Raw genomic sequence first — 15,102 nt, 5'->3', positions numbered from 1 at the left:
AGCCTTTTCTTTTGCCTTACTTTCAACCGGAAACTGCACCTTGGGGCGGTTTCCGGTTTTTGCTTTTGGCCTACCCTCCTCTCTTTATCTATGCGCTATTTTCCGATTGCTGGGATTTCTCTTCTATTGCCCGCTTTCCTCCTGGGAGGGTCAAATGCAGCCGTAGCGCAGGCTACAACAGCGCCTCCAGCAGTAACATTGCTACGCCCCGCGGCTGTATTCGACGGAGAAGCTCTGCATGCCGGCTGGGTAGTGCTGGTCACAGACAACAAAATCACCGCCGCCGGACCGGCCGCGCAGGTTGCTGCCCCTGCCGGTGCTCGCACGCTGGAATTGCCGGGCCTGACTCTGCTGCCCGGCTTGATAGAGGGCCACTCGCACATGCTGCTCCATCCTTATAACGAAACCTCCTGGAACGACCAGGTTCTGCTAGAATCGCAGGCGCTGCGGGTAGCGCGGGCTACGGCGCACGCACGCCAAACGCTGCTAGCGGGCTTTACCACCGCCCGCGACCTGGGCAGTGAGGGCGCTGGCTACGCCGATGTGGGCTTGAAGCAAGCTATCAATCAAGGGCTTATACCTGGGCCTCGCTTATTAGTCGCTACGCGGGCTTTGGTCGCTACGGGCAGCTATGGCCCTAAGCTTTCTACCGACGTAAATGCCCCCCAGGGAGCCCAGGAGGCCGATGGCGTTGATGGTATTCTGCGGGCCGTGCGCGAGCAAATTGGAAAGGGCGCCGACATAGTGAAGGTGTACGCCGATTATCGTTGGGGCCAGGGAGAGCCCTCGCGGCCCACCTTTTCGCAGGAAGAGCTAAACCTGATTGTGCAAACCGCACGAGCCGCGGGTCGCCCTGTAGTTGCTCACGCTAGCACACCCGAAGGCATGCGCCTAGCCACCCTAGCGGGCGTGGAAACCATAGAGCACGGCGACAATGGCACGCCCGAAATATTTAAGCTCATGAAGCAGCGCGGCGTAGCCCTCTGCCCTACCGTAGCCGCCGGTGATGCTATTTCGCAGTACCAGGGCTGGCGCCGGGGTACCACACCCGCGCCGGACCGCGTGCAGCAAAAGCGCATTAGCATGCAAGCTGCCCGCAAAGCCGGCGTGGAGCTGGTAGTGGGCGGCGACGTAGGCGTGTTCACCCACGGCGATAATGTGCGGGAGATGGAGCAGTTGGTGCAAGAACACGGCTTGTCGGCCCTTGAGGTGCTACGCGCCGCAACCAGCGGTAATGCCCGCATTTTTCACTTAGCCGACCGAGGCAGCATCCGCTCCGGCTTGCTCGCCGATCTGGTAGCTGTAGCCGGCGACCCAACCCGCGACGTTACAAGCTTGCGACAAGTGAAGCTGGTAATGAAGGATGGTGCGCTTTACGCACAGCCTTGAGCTAATAATCTCAGGCCCTTAGCTGGGCTAAAGCTTTTCCTCGACCCCCAACCCAAACAAAGCAAAATCATACTTCACGGGGTCTTGGGGGGCAAAATCGCGGAGGTGAGCGGTTATTTCCTCGGCGGCTGACCAATCGACCAGGCGGCGCGTGAGCAGGCTCAAGCGACGGGCAATTCGCTCCACGTGCACATCGCAAGGGCAAATCAAATCCGTCATGGGCAGGCGGGTCCAAAGGCCAAAATCCACGCCCCGGTCGTCGCGGCGCACCATCCAGCGCAGATACATATTCACGCGCTTACAGGCCGAGCCACGGGCGGGCGTGGCCACGTGCTTGCGGGTGCGCTGGGGGGCATCGGGCAGGCTAAAGAACAGATTGTGAAAGTTTTCCAACCGCTCGCGTTGGGTGTTTCCCAGCAAAAAAGCATCCTCCAACGTGTCATGATCGGCGTAGTACCAGCGCAGCCAATGCACAAAGTACAGCAAGTCGGTGTCGCAGAAGGTGCGATGGCAGAAACCCAGCAGTTTCTTTAAATCTTCGTCGGAATGCTGGGTAACAAACTGATATGGTGCATTATCCATGCGCTGCATTAGCTCATGACACTTACTGATAATAGTAGGGCGCCTTCCCCAGGCCAGTAACGCCGCAAATAACCCGCTGATTTCGACGTCTTGGCGCTGCGAAAATCGATGGGGAATGCTAATAGGATCGTGGGCGATGAAAGCCGGCCGGTTGTAGCGGTCGTGGTGTTCGTCCAGAAACTGCCGAAGCTGAGCGTGATTCAAATTGATGGAGCTAAATAGTAAAAAAAGCAAAAGCCGATAAGAATGCTGTAGATCAACAGTCTTACCGGCATTTTGCCTTCTGACATGTTTCCTTAAGGCACGTAGGAAGTTTCAACTCGAAAGCGGCTATCGGGCGTCGAGAGGCGCTGCACAGCCCTGGGCGAGAGGCGTACGAGAATATTGTTGTTCTCGCCCGTATCTGGCAATTGACCAATCACGCGCACATACACCGATTGGCCATTCATGATGTTGCGCACCTGCATGATGGTGCCTACGGCGGCCGTTTTGTGTAGGGCCAGGTACTTATCCGTGCCGCTGCCCTCAATCTTGGTTGCCAGACCGCTCTCGGTCACGCGGCGCACAATTTCGCTGGCTCGTTCGGGCGTCCGCTCCTCCGCTACTTGGGCCGGAGTACGTACACTGTCTTTATTGTCGGATGCTGGCGCCGTCCGTGCGGGCACAGGGGCAGCAACCGGGGGCCGCGAAGCCGCTGGTGAGGGTACTGCGGCGGGCGTGGGCGCGGCCGACCTAGGCGTTTCCGTTGGCACAGTAGGCGCCGGCGTCGACTGATTGGACGCGGGAGCGCTAGTAGATGATGAAGACGAGCCGGTTCCTGGCACAATAACCAAACGCTGGCCAGTTTTAACGTTTGTATTAGTAGTCAAGCCATTAAGGCGCGCAAGCTCGGCGGGAGAAATCTTAAACAAACGAGCCACGGCGTACAAGGTCTGCCCCTTCTGCACGGTGTACACGCGGTTGCCAGCGTCATCGGTGGGCAAGGAGCGGGCCGCGGCCACCGTAGCAGCTGGCACGGGCGCCGACTCTGTGGCAGTGGCCGGCGCGGGCGTCGTCAGGACGACGCGCGTGCGGGGCACCAATACCACCTGACCGGTTGCGAGGGCGCCTTTCAGCGACGGGTTGGTTTCTACAATTTGCTCCACCGGCACGGCATAGCGCCGCGACAAGCCATAAAGCGTTTCGCCCGCCACGACGCGGTGCTTGATAAACATTTTATTATTGCGGTATTCTACGCCGATTGAGTCGGGCGGAAGCATAGGCCGGGGCGCGGCGGTGGCGGCAAAACCAGCGAAAATGAACGCAGGCAGCAGCGACAAAAAACGGGTCATACGGGCAGTTCGCAAAAAACAAGCAGCCCCAAAATCAGGGCCGGGCGACTTAAGGGGAGATTTAACAGAGCCGAAAGATAAAAAATAATCCCGGCCAAGTCCCAAAACGGCCATTTCGTAGGCTAAATGGGTACCGAATAGCGCACTATTGACTAACGCGAGCCAGTATTTTTTATTGGACCTGTTCCTTTATTGAGATCAGTGATTAGTAGGGCATTCGCGGTTTTCACTGTTCTTTGCAAAAAGCCCCCAGCCCACACTTAGCTGCTACTTTCTTCTGCATATGGTTCATGCCGTTGGTATTATTCCCGCCCGTTATGCGTCCACCCGCTTGCCTGGTAAGCCTTTAGTTGATCTGGGGGGCAAATCTATGATACAGCGCGTGGTGGAGCAGGCGCGGCTGTCTAGCCTGAGTCGGGTGGTGGTAGCCACTGATGATGAGCGTATTGCCGAGCACGTGCGCGGTTTCGGCGGTGAGGCGGCACTTACTTCCCCCGATCATCCGAGCGGCACCGATCGGGTATTTGACGCCTATCAACAGCTTGGCATAGCGGCCGACTGCATTATCAATATTCAGGGGGATGAGCCCTTTATTCATCCCGCTCAAATTGAAGCCTTAGTACAGCTTTTTGCGGCAGAAAAAGCCCCCCAGCTTGCCACTTTGGTCAAGCCCGTGCTCAGCGAGGATGAATTATTTAGTCCGCACTTACCCAAAGTCGTGCTAGATGCTGCGGGATATGCGCTCTATTTTAGTCGGCACCCCTTGCCCTATCAGCGCCAGGCTGCGCCGGAGCAATGGCTCAGCCAGCACCGCTATCTGCGCCATATCGGTCTCTACGCCTACCGCCCCGACGTGCTGGCGGCCATTACGCAGCTCCCCCCCTCTTCCCTGGAGCAGGCTGAAAGCCTAGAGCAGCTGCGTTGGCTGGAAAATGGCTATCGCATCCTTACAGCCGAGACTGAGCTGGAAACCATTGGTATTGATACGCCCGAAGATGTGGAGCGCGCTAGAAGGCATTTAGTAGAAGCGGCTGGAGCGCGGTAGAGATGCCGTATTGTGCGTCTTGTAAATGCATGGTCTCACCCAAACAACACAGCATCATTAACCGAAGCTCAGCATAGCAATTACTTAAGGCATGAAGCCTTATTGCTACATTACTCTACTACAGCTCATTATCCTTAAGCACTTGGTGCTTGGTGAGCATTTTCGGTTACGGCTTGCTCGGCGCTTTGGCGTTCTTCCTGCTGCATTTCCTTGGTTAGAAAGTAATTCAGGCCTGTTCGGATGACGGCAATGGCGCCTAGCTGCCCGATTTGCTCCCAGCTAGGAGCAATAGCGGTTGAGAGTATATCCGCGCCGAGCTGAAACTCCAATGCCAGCGCTAAGTAGCGGGCCAACGTGAGACGAATGGCGGTAAAATTGGCCGTTTGGCGCTGCAGCAAAGCTTTTACTAATAGATAGCCTGCCACGAGTATACCCATCGCAATAATGCAGGCTCCTATGGTCTCTACTCCCAGCTTTAGCCACTGCACCGCATTGATAATCCCACTTTCGGCTATTTCACGCATGCTGCCTGTTTCCATAACCGAGCGTTGAGGATATGTCTTGTTATGCTGACGTCAGCGGGTAGAGAATAGTTTTCACTCAGGCTATACGAAGTACTCTCAATTTTCAGTCAGTAGGGTAGCAGGCAGGATCAGCCGCCTGCTTTCTTCGCTTTGTAGCCTTGCTCAAGCAGCACGCCCATTACCTTATCTCGGAAGTCACCTTGAATGAGGATATCGCCGTCTTTGGCATTACCGCCCACGCCGCACTTGGTTTTGAGCAGCTTAGCCAACGTTTGTAGATCCGAATCCTGACCCACGAAGCCGGTGATGAGCGTTACTTGCTTGCCGCCACTTTTGCGATCGAGGTGTACGCGCAGGTTTTGCTGCTGGGGCGGCAGCGTTGCGGCGGCTTCCTCATCGGCGTGCTGATAGGAGAAATCCGAGTTGGTGGAGTACACAATGCCTTCGCGGCTGCGGCGGTTTTTGTCAGCTTTCATGCGTTGGTTTAATGACTATTGACTGGAGACCTGAACAATCTAATAGCTAAGCGTCCAATCCTTTAACGAATAAAATTACACTGCAACTTCTAAAGCCAGAGGCAGCAATTCAATCTCAAAACTAGTGGCTTCGCCCGCATAGTCGCCATCAACATGGAACCCGATGGGCGTTTCGGCCTCTACCAACACGTGCCGGGAGGTGTGGTACACGGCTGCCCCGGATTGAGGGAGGTCGCCGAGAGCTAGTCCTATCCCTACGCGCACGGCGCGGCGCAGGGGCAGCGCGTCTATAAGGCACACGTCCAGTAGTCCATCCCGAATATCGGCCCGGGGGGCAATGTAGGCGTTATTGCCATACTGCCCAGCATTAGCAAAGGCCAGCATATAGCAATCGGTAGTCAGCGTACGATTGTTAAGCGTCACGGTGACTGGCTGGGGCCGATAACTACGATATTCCCGCACGGCCACCTTCACGTAGGTAGCTAGGCCGCGTGTCCCGGCCACAGCGAAGCATTTGCTCACATGCGCATCAAATCCCAGCCCGGCCGTGCAAAAGAAGGGTCGCCCATTGATGCGTCCTACATCTATGCGCTGATACTCAGGCTGGCTAAGGCGACGAATGGCGGCGGGCAGCGACAGCGGCACCTCCAAGTGACGGGCTAAGCCGTTGCCCGAGCCCCGCGGTAGAATTCCCATGGCCGTCTCTGTGCCCAGCAAACCGCGTCCTACTTCATTCACCGTGCCGTCGCCGCCTACCGCTACTACCGTCCGAAATCCTTCGGCGGCGGCCGTGCGGGCCAACTCCTCGGCGTGCCCGGCATAAGCAGTCATGCGCAGAGCATGGTCCACGAGTTTATGATCGAGGTAACGCTCAATGAGCGCAGGCACGTCTTGGCGGCGGTTAGTGCCCGAGGCAGGATTCAGAATAAAACAGATACGCGGCTTAGCGGGCATAGGAAAGTAGAAACGCGGCGTATAGGTGCAAGGTTGGAGCAGAGGCGTTAGGTGGGCACTGGTAGCAGTGGGTATTAAGCCGTAACGGCTACTGAATATTCGTCAAACGGCGCCGGAGGGCTTTTGTGTTACACAACAACCCTCTCCCCAACGCGGCTTCGAATAGTTGCTACTATTCAGTAAAAAGCTTCCCGGCCCTCATCCAGCAGCAATAGAAAAGCCCACCCAAACAGGGCAGGCTCTTCCGATAAACTTGAGGCTGAAAGGCGTTATTTCGCCATTTTCTCACCCAATTGCTGAATCAAGTCGGCGGTGCGGGTGCTGTAGCCAAACTCGTTGTCGTACCAGCCAACTACTTTCACCAGCGTACCGTTGGCGGCCGTCAGCTGCGAGTCGAAGATGCAAGAGTGGGGGTTACCCACGATATCGATGCTCACCAGCGGGTCGGTGCTGTATTCAATGATGCCCTTCATGGGGCCTTCAGCGGCCTTCTTTACGGCTTCATTGATTTGCTCTTTGGTTACTTCCTGCTTCAGAATAACTGTCAGGTCGGTAGTAGAGCCATCCGGCACGGGCACGCGCATAGCGATACCATCAAGCTTACCTTTTAGCTGAGGCAGTACCAGACCTACGGCCTTAGCGGCTCCAGTGCTGGTTGGGATAATGCTGAGGGCAGCGGCGCGGGCACGGCGCAAGTCTTTGTGCGGCGCGTCTTGCAGATTTTGGTCAGAAGTATAGGCGTGTACCGTCGTGATATAGCCTTTCTCGATGCCGAAAGCTTCGTCCAACACCTTCGCCATGGGGGCCAGGCAGTTGGTGGTGCAGCTAGCGTTTGAAAGAATCGTCTCGTCGCCGGTCAGAATGTCTTCATTTACGCCCAACACTACCGTCGGAATGTTACCAGTAGCGGGAGCCGAAATAACTACTTTCTTGCATCCAGCGGTGAGGTGTTGGCCAGCGCCAGCCTCATCCACAAAGCGGCCAGTTGACTCAAGTACTACGTCGATACCTAAGTCACCCCAAGGCAATAGCTTAGGGTCGCGCTCGGCCAGGGCCTGAATGCGTTGTCCATTTACAGTTAGGCTGTTCTCGTCGAACTCCACCGTGCCATCGAAGCGGCCGTGTACAGAGTCGTATTTGAGCAGATGAGCCAGGGTTTTGTTATCCGTCAGGTCGTTGATGGCCACGACCTCCACGTTGTCGCGGCCGAGCAAGGACTTGAACGTGAGGCGACCAATGCGGCCGAAGCCGTTGATGGCGACTTTAATTTTAGCCATGAGTAGGAGTTTGGGGTTAAGAAAGAAAAAGGCCACGGGGCCGGGTGGAAACGCGCAACGAAGGTACAGGGCTAAGGGTATATAGCCAAATCACTTCCTATGCCATTCACGTTACCTGTTCCTCCTACGATTTTTAGCCGTCACCGATGGGACTTCAAGCTTAAAAAAGCCCCCCACAAAAAATTTCAGCCTGAAAGTCAGCTCATTTCCGACTGGGGGGCTTTTTTTTTGATCATAGGTATTGCGCTGAATTATCTCTGCCTTATCTTTGCACCACCAAAACGAGTTAGGCACATCACATGGTCCGTTCGTCTAGGGGTTAGGACAGTAGATTTTCATTCTACCAACAGGGGTTCGATTCCCCTACGGACTACTTAACCACTCGTTTTAAGGAAGAAAAGGCCCTTAGCTAACCGCTAAGGGCCTTTTTCATTTTTCAGTGGCAATTTCAGTGGCAAACCCTTTCTTGCGACTTAGTAGGTGGTTTATTTGCTATCATCCAGCCCTGTTTGAAATAATAAGCCTAGTCGGGAAGCCCATCAAGTACCTTCAAGGCGGAAATAACAAGCGATGAATCTTACGGATGAACAGTCTGCCATTCTGCTTTCCCAAGGTGACCTGAAAATAAATGCGGTCGCCGGAAGCGGTAAAACCACCACCATGGTGGAGTATGCCCGCGCTCAACCAGCGGCAGCGCGAATTATATACCTGGCTTTTAACAAGACAGTGCGCCAGGAAGCAATCCGCAAGTTCCAAGCGGCTGGACTAGCCAATGTGGTTGTCGAAACGGCACACTCCCTGGCCTATCGTTACGTGGTGCGTGGCAGCCGATACAATCTCAACAACAAGGGCTATCGGGCGCACGAACTGGTGGAGTTGCTAAAGCTGCCCAAAGGCACGGGCAAGAACCGCCACCAAGAATTTGTACTAGCTAACCACATTGCCAAGTTTGTCAGCTATTTCTGCAATAGTGACCAAGCCCGAGTGCAGCAGCTTAATTACAGGGCCACGGTGATCGACCCGAAGGCCCAAGAATTTGTGGCAAAGCACTACCCCACCATTGAGCGCAACTGTCGGGAACTACTGGCCCGCATGGACCGGGCAGAGATTGACATTACGCATGACTTCTACCTGAAGAAATTTCAGCTCAGCAAGCCAATGTTACCGGCCGACTTCATTCTCTTCGATGAAGGGCAAGATGCCTCTGGGGCTATGCTAGATGTCTTCTTTCGCCAGCCGGCCACCAAAATCATTGTTGGGGATACCCACCAGCAGATTTACGGCTGGCGGCACGCGATCAACTCGCTGGAAAAAACGGATTACCCAAGTCTGCAGCTTAGCACCAGCTTCCGCTTCGGAGCGCCTATCGCCGCTCTAGCTTCGCAGGTGCTGGGTTGGAAAACGCAACTTGGCGCCGGCCCGCAGCTAACCGTGACGGGGGTGGAACAGGCGTTGGGCGAGGGCACCACTTGTGCCGTCATTGGCCGCTCGAATCTGGCCCTGCTGCTCAAGGCTATTGAATACGTGAAAGAGCACCGGCAGCAGTTACATCGGGTCTATTTCGAGGGCAACATTAATTCCTACACCTACGCAGGAGAAGGCGCTAGCCTGACGGATGTGTTGGCGCTCTATAACGGTCGTAGTGAGGCCATCAAGGATCCGTTAATTCGCACGATGGCCAATCTACAGGAACTGGCCGAATATGCCGAGCAGACCGAGGATACCCAGTTGCAAATGCTCATTACCATTGTGGAAGACTATGGTAATGAAGTAATTGACCTTATCAAAGAGTTGAAGCGCCTGCATGTTGCCGACGGGGCACGAGACCAAGCGCAACTCTACTTCTCTACTGTCCATCGCTGCAAGGGGCTGGAGTATGACCAAGTGCAACTTACCCAGGGTTTCATCACGCAAGCCACTATTGATAAGCTAGAAGAGGAGTTTGCAGCCAAGCCACCTGAGCCGGGGGTGAAAGCCCGCATCTTTGAGGAAATCAATCTTCTGTACGTCGCCCTAACCCGAGCCAAGAGGCGAGTATATGTGCCGTCCGAATGCCTTCCTACCCACTTCCAGCCTCACCCCGACGTACAGAGCAGTATAGGGAGCGGCGGCACGGTCCTGCTCTCGCCGCCCATTTTGGCTCCTGTTCAGCGGGCTGTAGGGGTACCTTACGCCCCGGATCAGGTTACTCTGGATCCACGCTTTGTATCACTTCAACAGAAGCTGGACACCAAGAACAAACCTTAAGAAGGTCCTGCTACGCTCCCACCGGTCAAAAGCCTATGCCCACTCAAGCTTAAAGATACTTTAAAGTAAAAACGCATGTGTCCATAAAAAGGAACGTATTCTCGGACACAATTACCGCTCGGGTAGGAGTGGCGGAGATGAAAACTAAGTCGGATAAAAAGTCTAAAATTGTCGTCTCATAAATCAATGTTCCACTATCTTTGGGTTTGCTGACTTAGATAGACAAGCGTATGATTTGGGGTTATGCCCGGGTGTCCACCCAGGAACAACAGTTGCACTTACAGCTCGATGCGCTGCGGGCTTATGGCTGCCAGGAGGTGGTGAAAGAAAAGGCCTCAGCCCTGAAGGAGCGCCCGGCTTTGCGCGAGTTGCTCGACCAGGTCCAGCCCGGCGATACGGTCGTGGTCTGGAAGCTGGACCGACTTGGACGTTCCTTGAAACACTTGGTGGAGCTAGTCCTTAGGTTTCAGGAAAAGCAGATTCAGTTTGTCAGCTTGCAGGATCATATGGACACGACCACGGCGCAAGGGCGCTTGATGTTTAACTTGTTTGCCTCCCTGGCCGAGTTCGAGCGCGATCTGATTCGCGAACGTACCCAAGCGGGGCTGGCCGCCGCGCGGGCCCGGGGCCGACAAGGGGGTCGCCCACCGGGCCTGAGCAAGGAAGCCCAGCGGAAAGCCGAAGCGGTCAAAACGCTCTACTTGCAGAAAGACAAAACGGCGGAAGAAATTGGCCAGTTGTTGGGCCTTGGTCGCTCGACTGTGTACCGATATTTAGGTTTGCTGGGCGTCCGGACGGATTCGACGGCGAGCATTTCCTAGAACAGCGCCCGTTGTGTCTACTGACGTCTGGTCCTATCTTCTCTTACTGTATCTTCTAGTATAAAAGGTATTCTAACGTCTCCCTTGAATTCATTAACATCGCCGCTAGGTTGAAATTGGAGACAGGTCCACTACTTTTGATTCACTTGGCTTTGTACAGCATAAAAATCAACGTCGCCTAGGAGTTCCTTCGCAGCAAATTCACTGGGTCTTCTCCGCTATTTGTCAAACCAAAATGGTTAGCGCACTATACTCGACAACCACTGCCTGGGTGAAGTGTTGCTTCTAAGGTGAGCAATTAAACAATCAGCTCTCAATGAAGGACAGGCTATTGCGCTAAAGCTGAAACCATCTGTTTACCTCAGGCTGCTAAGCCGGCCAAATTAATAAGCCAATGCTTTAATAAAGCTCCTATTTGCTTTCGGTTAGAAAAGGACACACTGGCATTTGTCCTCCTAATTCTTGTCTATCGTCACCAAGTAAATTGCCTTCTTCCGCAAGCGGCTCGTATAGCTCGATTGCAAACCAACATATGAAATACATTGTCCTTCTGAGTGCTAGCCACAATGGGTCAAATTGATTAGCTTTACTAGTATTCTTAGCTTTTAATAAGCTTAGCCCACAGGGCTGCACAAAATATTAGTAAAGCATCCAAAAAGGTGCTGGCTGAAAGCATCCAGCTCTCCCTCCCCTATCCCTGATGGCACGCGCAGACCTCATATTAAAACTTGTGAAAGCTGGGCTATCCGGCGATACTGGCCTGACAAAAAAAGTCGTCCAAGCTGTTATCGCCGAGGAGCGCAACAAACAACATAACGTCATTGCAAATCAGCTCGAGGAAGCGCTGAAAACAGTTCCCATGAGCACGGTCCCTTCCCCCAGTCGCTCTGTTACCCCAGTATTATATGATAAAATAGAAAGCTTCTTATATACTGTCAATCCGAATAAGCCACTCACATCCCTTGTTTTAGAACGGTTTATCACGAACTCAATTGAGGAATTTGTAAACGAGTACAACCGTGCCGACCTACTGCGGTCCTATAACCTCGAACCTCGCAATCGTGTGCTGTTAGTTGGCGAGCCTGGCAATGGCAAAACGTCGATTGCAGAAGTGATAGCGACCGAGTTAATGCTGCCTATGTTCGTCATTCGATACGACGGTATTATTGGTAGTTACCTCGGCGAAACAGCCAGCCGGCTAGAGAAAATGTTCAACTTTATCAAAACCCAGCAATGTGTGCTGTTTTTTGATGAATTCGATGCTATAGGTAAGGAACGCGGTGATGTGCACGAAACTGGCGAAATCAAACGGGTGGTGAGTTCGCTGCTTCTGCAGATTGACAAGCTTCCCAGCTACGTGGTAGTAGTCGCAGCCACTAACCACTCCGAGCTATTGGACAAGGCAGTCTGGCGTCGGTTCCAAATCAAGCTCAAAATTGACAAGCCAAGCAAAGTGCTCATTCAAGAGTGGCTGGATAAGTTCGAAGCCGATTTTCAACGCAAGTTACCAGGAGCTAAAAATACCATTATCGATAAGCTATTAGGATTCAGCTTCGCTGAAATTGAAGAATTTGGTTTATCAATAAGACGCCGTTATATCTTATCGCTGCCCCAGCCTAATTTATCTGAAATTGTCACATTTTCCCTACAGGAAGTAGAAAGTAAAAAGAGTTTCAACAATGCCTGAGAGACCTATTCTGATTTTTCCAAAGTCGACTGATGCAACATATACCAAAGGCAGTAGGCCCGTCATTAAGACTCCTAAAGTAAATCTACGCACACAGGCTAGAGAGTTTGAGCCAAAATGGAGAAGTGTAAAAGACCAATTTGACAACTTCCATATTTCCAATACCATTGGAGAAAGCGTTCCAGAAATGGTACTAGTATTAGAGATATGGGGTACCGTTGATGACTTTTATAAAGCGGCACTGGAGACAGAAGAACTACAATTTTTAGGTCAAGAATTTGAGTTCGCTCCAATCATTGTCGAAAGCTCAGTAGATGAGGATGAGGATAAGCTCGACCCAGAATATCCTACCGCAAGCCGAGTGTTTCTTACACTTCAGAATGAGGAGAGCTTGACAAAAATCTTATCTCTGTGGAGCGACTATATTAACAAAAGAGATTTTGCGCGTCGCACCAACCAATTTAAATCGTTATTCAAGCTGCTTAAGGATGTGCGATTGTATAGCGTAGAGGATCGACTACGCGACACGGGCTTTCGGGAATACATACAAGAGATGAGTCAAATTGACAATTCTCCTGTGTTAGCTGAAGTAGAATTACTATATATCAACAAAAAGAACAGGCCAGCGCCTATTCTTCGCAGAGATGGCTCCTTCCTACAGCGCGCGACTAGTGAAGCCGACGACCTTGAAAGCAGCTTGGCCGTGTACCAACGTTTTAGTAAGGTCATCGCAGAAGCAGGCGGTGAAATTATTCAAGGTTCACGAACCATCATTCCTGAAATCAACTACCACGCAGTAGCTGCAAAAATCCCTATTAGCGCGTTTCGGGACTTAAGCGATAATACTGATATAGAGCTACTTAAAGCACCAGAGGTAATTTTTTTTCGTCCATTAGGTCAATCCAGTTGGACTGGCCACCTCGATGACGAAGACGAGTTTAATTTGGAGGAGGTAATCGAGAATGATGTATTAGAAGCAGTTTCTACACCCAGCGGTGAACCAATTGCTGCATTACTCGATGGACTTCCGTTGCAAAACCATGCTGTATTAGCCAATCGGCTAACAGTGGATACTGAGGGGATGGATGAGTCGCTTTATCCAACTGTTGATAGGGTACACGGCACCGCCATGGCTACACTCATTACGCGGGGCGATCTAAATGATACTGCTGCTCAGCCCTTACAGCATAAACTATACGTGCGGCCAATCATGGTCCCTGGAGTTGCTTTTGATGGCAGTTCAATTGAGGAATTTGATAAAACCAAACTACCCATTGATGTAATCCATCGGGCAGTAATTCGAATGTTCAGAGGTGAAGGCGGAGAAGCCCCAGTTGCACCTCATGTAAAAATTATCAATCTGTCTATTGGGGATCCATCCAGGCCTTTTCATCAAAGCATGAGCGCTTGGGCAAGGCTCCTTGATTGGCTCTCCTCAGAGTTCAACGTGCTATTCATAATTAGTGCAGGCAACGTCTTGACTAATATCGAACTACCTGTGCCAACAGCAACATTTGATAGCGCTAGCCCCGAAGAGATTGAAAAACACTTGTTAAACCACATCGTTTCAGACAACCTGAATAGAAAGATACTTACGCCTGCTGAGTCAATTAATGCAATCACCGTTGGAGCAGCGCAGTCTGATGCCGGCCCCAATACTTGGGTAAATGCATCATCTCGTTTTACACTTATTATTGACGATCAACTTGTTAGTCCAATCAGCAGAATTGGGTTCGGGTATCGGGGCTCAATTAAGCCCGATATTCTGATGGCAGGAGGACGTAAATGCTACAAAAAGCATCCAATTAACAGGAATGCTACCGTAACCACTTCTCTTGTTCTAGAGAATTTCAAATTTAGCCAGCACCCTCCTGGAATTAAGGTTGCGGTACCCGTCCCTGCGGGCTCACTCTCTGGCACAGCATACCAAACAGGTACCAGCAGCGCAGCAGCGCTTGCAACACGTTTAGCTTGCCAAATCCATGAAATGCTCGATGGCCTGAACGCAGCCAGTGATTCAGAAGAGCTTATTCCAAAAGAGTACTTCACTGTACTTATCAAAGCGTTGTTGGTTCATGGCGCAGGCTGGGGAGCAAGCAGCACTAATCTATTCGACATCATCCAAGCTAAACCAGGTGTCCCATCTGGGTATGTAAAAAAGCATGTTACTCCGTACTTGGGTTATGGTATGGTTGATTGCCAGCGAGTACTCAGTTGTACTGACAGCCGTGTAACACTTCTTGGATGGGGGAAGCTCATAGATAAAAAAGCGCATGAGTTCACTTTTCCTCTACCTCCTGCGCTTGAACAATTAAGCATTGAAAAGCGGCTTACCATCACTTTGGCTTGGCTCAGCCCAACCAATGGAAAGTCCCGCAAATACCGTCAATCAAGGCTTTATATTGACAACATAACGGGTGTGAATGCTCGTTATGTGAACGCCAATGAGTCGATAACTCTGGAAAGGAAAGGGGTTGATTGGAAGACTACTAGACGAGGCACAGTTCAACATGACCTACTTATTGGCGACCAAGCAGAGGTGTATGTCAATAGTGGTAATTTAATAGTGAAAATAGATTGTCGCAGGGACGCACCAGGCCTTACTACTAGTGATCAAATTCGCTATGGTGTGGCAGTTACTCTGGAGGTAAACGCAAGGACTGGTATTGAAATCTATGAGGAAGTCAAACAAAAGATCGATTTAATTAACCGCGTTAGAGTATAAATTATAAAATTGGCTTTATTACGAAGCTTGCCTGTAGTTTGGTA

The 15,102-nt window shown here is 52.1% G+C and carries 12 protein-coding genes and 1 tRNA gene; 7 read left to right on the top strand and 6 right to left on the bottom strand.

The features are described 5' to 3' along the window. Positions 1-90 precede the first annotated feature (90 nt). A complete protein-coding gene (locus ACW9KT_RS08775; protein ID WP_457079407.1) occupies positions 91-1,389 on the top strand; it encodes a metal-dependent hydrolase family protein in 1,299 nt (432 codons plus the stop codon). A 27-nt stretch (positions 1,390-1,416) separates the two neighbouring features. Here ACW9KT_RS08775 and ACW9KT_RS08770 read toward each other — a convergent pair whose 3' ends face one another. Both ACW9KT_RS08770 and ACW9KT_RS08765 read right to left on the bottom strand, forming a co-directional pair. Next, a complete protein-coding gene (locus tag ACW9KT_RS08770) occupies positions 1,417-2,175 on the bottom strand; it encodes a TIGR02757 family protein (protein WP_457079405.1) in 759 nt (252 codons plus the stop codon). Between the two features lie 92 nt (positions 2,176-2,267). Next, positions 2,268-3,302: a LysM peptidoglycan-binding domain-containing protein gene (locus ACW9KT_RS08765; protein WP_457079403.1), complete on the bottom strand. Its 1,035-nt coding sequence runs from the start codon at positions 3,300-3,302 to the stop codon at positions 2,268-2,270. A gap of 283 nt (positions 3,303-3,585) precedes the next feature. Here ACW9KT_RS08765 and kdsB point away from each other — a divergent pair, with 283 nt between their 5' ends. Continuing rightward, on the top strand, positions 3,586-4,347 hold the full coding sequence (kdsB, locus tag ACW9KT_RS08760; protein ID WP_457079401.1) for a 3-deoxy-manno-octulosonate cytidylyltransferase: 762 nt from the start codon (positions 3,586-3,588) through the stop codon (positions 4,345-4,347). A gap of 134 nt (positions 4,348-4,481) precedes the next feature. On the opposite strand, the gene ACW9KT_RS08755 is transcribed toward kdsB, so the two are convergent. The 4 genes from ACW9KT_RS08755 to gap form a co-directional block, all read right to left on the bottom strand. Beyond that, a complete protein-coding gene (locus ACW9KT_RS08755; RefSeq protein ID WP_457079399.1) occupies positions 4,482-4,886 on the bottom strand; it encodes a DUF1622 domain-containing protein in 405 nt (134 codons plus the stop codon). Positions 4,887-4,999: 113 nt separating this feature from the next. Further along, a complete protein-coding gene (locus ACW9KT_RS08750) occupies positions 5,000-5,347 on the bottom strand; it encodes a translation initiation factor (protein ID WP_457079397.1) in 348 nt (115 codons plus the stop codon). A 75-nt stretch (positions 5,348-5,422) separates the two neighbouring features. Continuing rightward, entirely contained in the window at positions 5,423-6,301 is an 879-nt protein-coding gene (locus ACW9KT_RS08745) for a diacylglycerol/lipid kinase family protein (protein WP_457079395.1), read from the bottom strand. Between the two features lie 269 nt (positions 6,302-6,570). Continuing rightward, on the bottom strand, positions 6,571-7,578 hold the full coding sequence (gene gap / locus ACW9KT_RS08740) for a type I glyceraldehyde-3-phosphate dehydrogenase (protein ID WP_457079393.1): 1,008 nt from the start codon (positions 7,576-7,578) through the stop codon (positions 6,571-6,573). Between the two features lie 301 nt (positions 7,579-7,879). On the opposite strand from gap, the gene ACW9KT_RS08735 reads away from it, so the two are divergent. The 5 genes from ACW9KT_RS08735 (at position 7,880) to ACW9KT_RS08715 (ending at position 15,058) form a co-directional block, all read left to right on the top strand. Continuing rightward, a tRNA-Glu gene (locus tag ACW9KT_RS08735) sits at positions 7,880-7,951 on the top strand. Positions 7,952-8,148: 197 nt separating this feature from the next. Next, a complete protein-coding gene (locus tag ACW9KT_RS08730) occupies positions 8,149-9,825 on the top strand; it encodes a UvrD-helicase domain-containing protein (RefSeq protein WP_457079391.1) in 1,677 nt (558 codons plus the stop codon). A 230-nt stretch (positions 9,826-10,055) separates the two neighbouring features. Then, a complete protein-coding gene (locus tag ACW9KT_RS08725) occupies positions 10,056-10,646 on the top strand; it encodes a recombinase family protein (protein WP_457079389.1) in 591 nt (196 codons plus the stop codon). 700 nt (positions 10,647-11,346) lie between these two features. After that, positions 11,347-12,333, top strand: a complete 987-nt coding sequence (locus ACW9KT_RS08720; protein WP_457079387.1) for an AAA family ATPase — start codon at positions 11,347-11,349, stop codon at positions 12,331-12,333. Continuing rightward, entirely contained in the window at positions 12,326-15,058 is a 2,733-nt protein-coding gene (locus tag ACW9KT_RS08715; protein ID WP_457079385.1) for a S8 family peptidase, read from the top strand. The genes ACW9KT_RS08720 and ACW9KT_RS08715 overlap by 8 nt, the downstream gene beginning before the upstream one ends. Positions 15,059-15,102: the final 44 nt, after the last annotated feature.

The organism is Hymenobacter sp. HD11105 (genome assembly GCF_054051685.1).
Note: the sequence above shows the minus strand (reverse complement) of the source record. Positions and strands in the feature narration are given on the sequence as shown.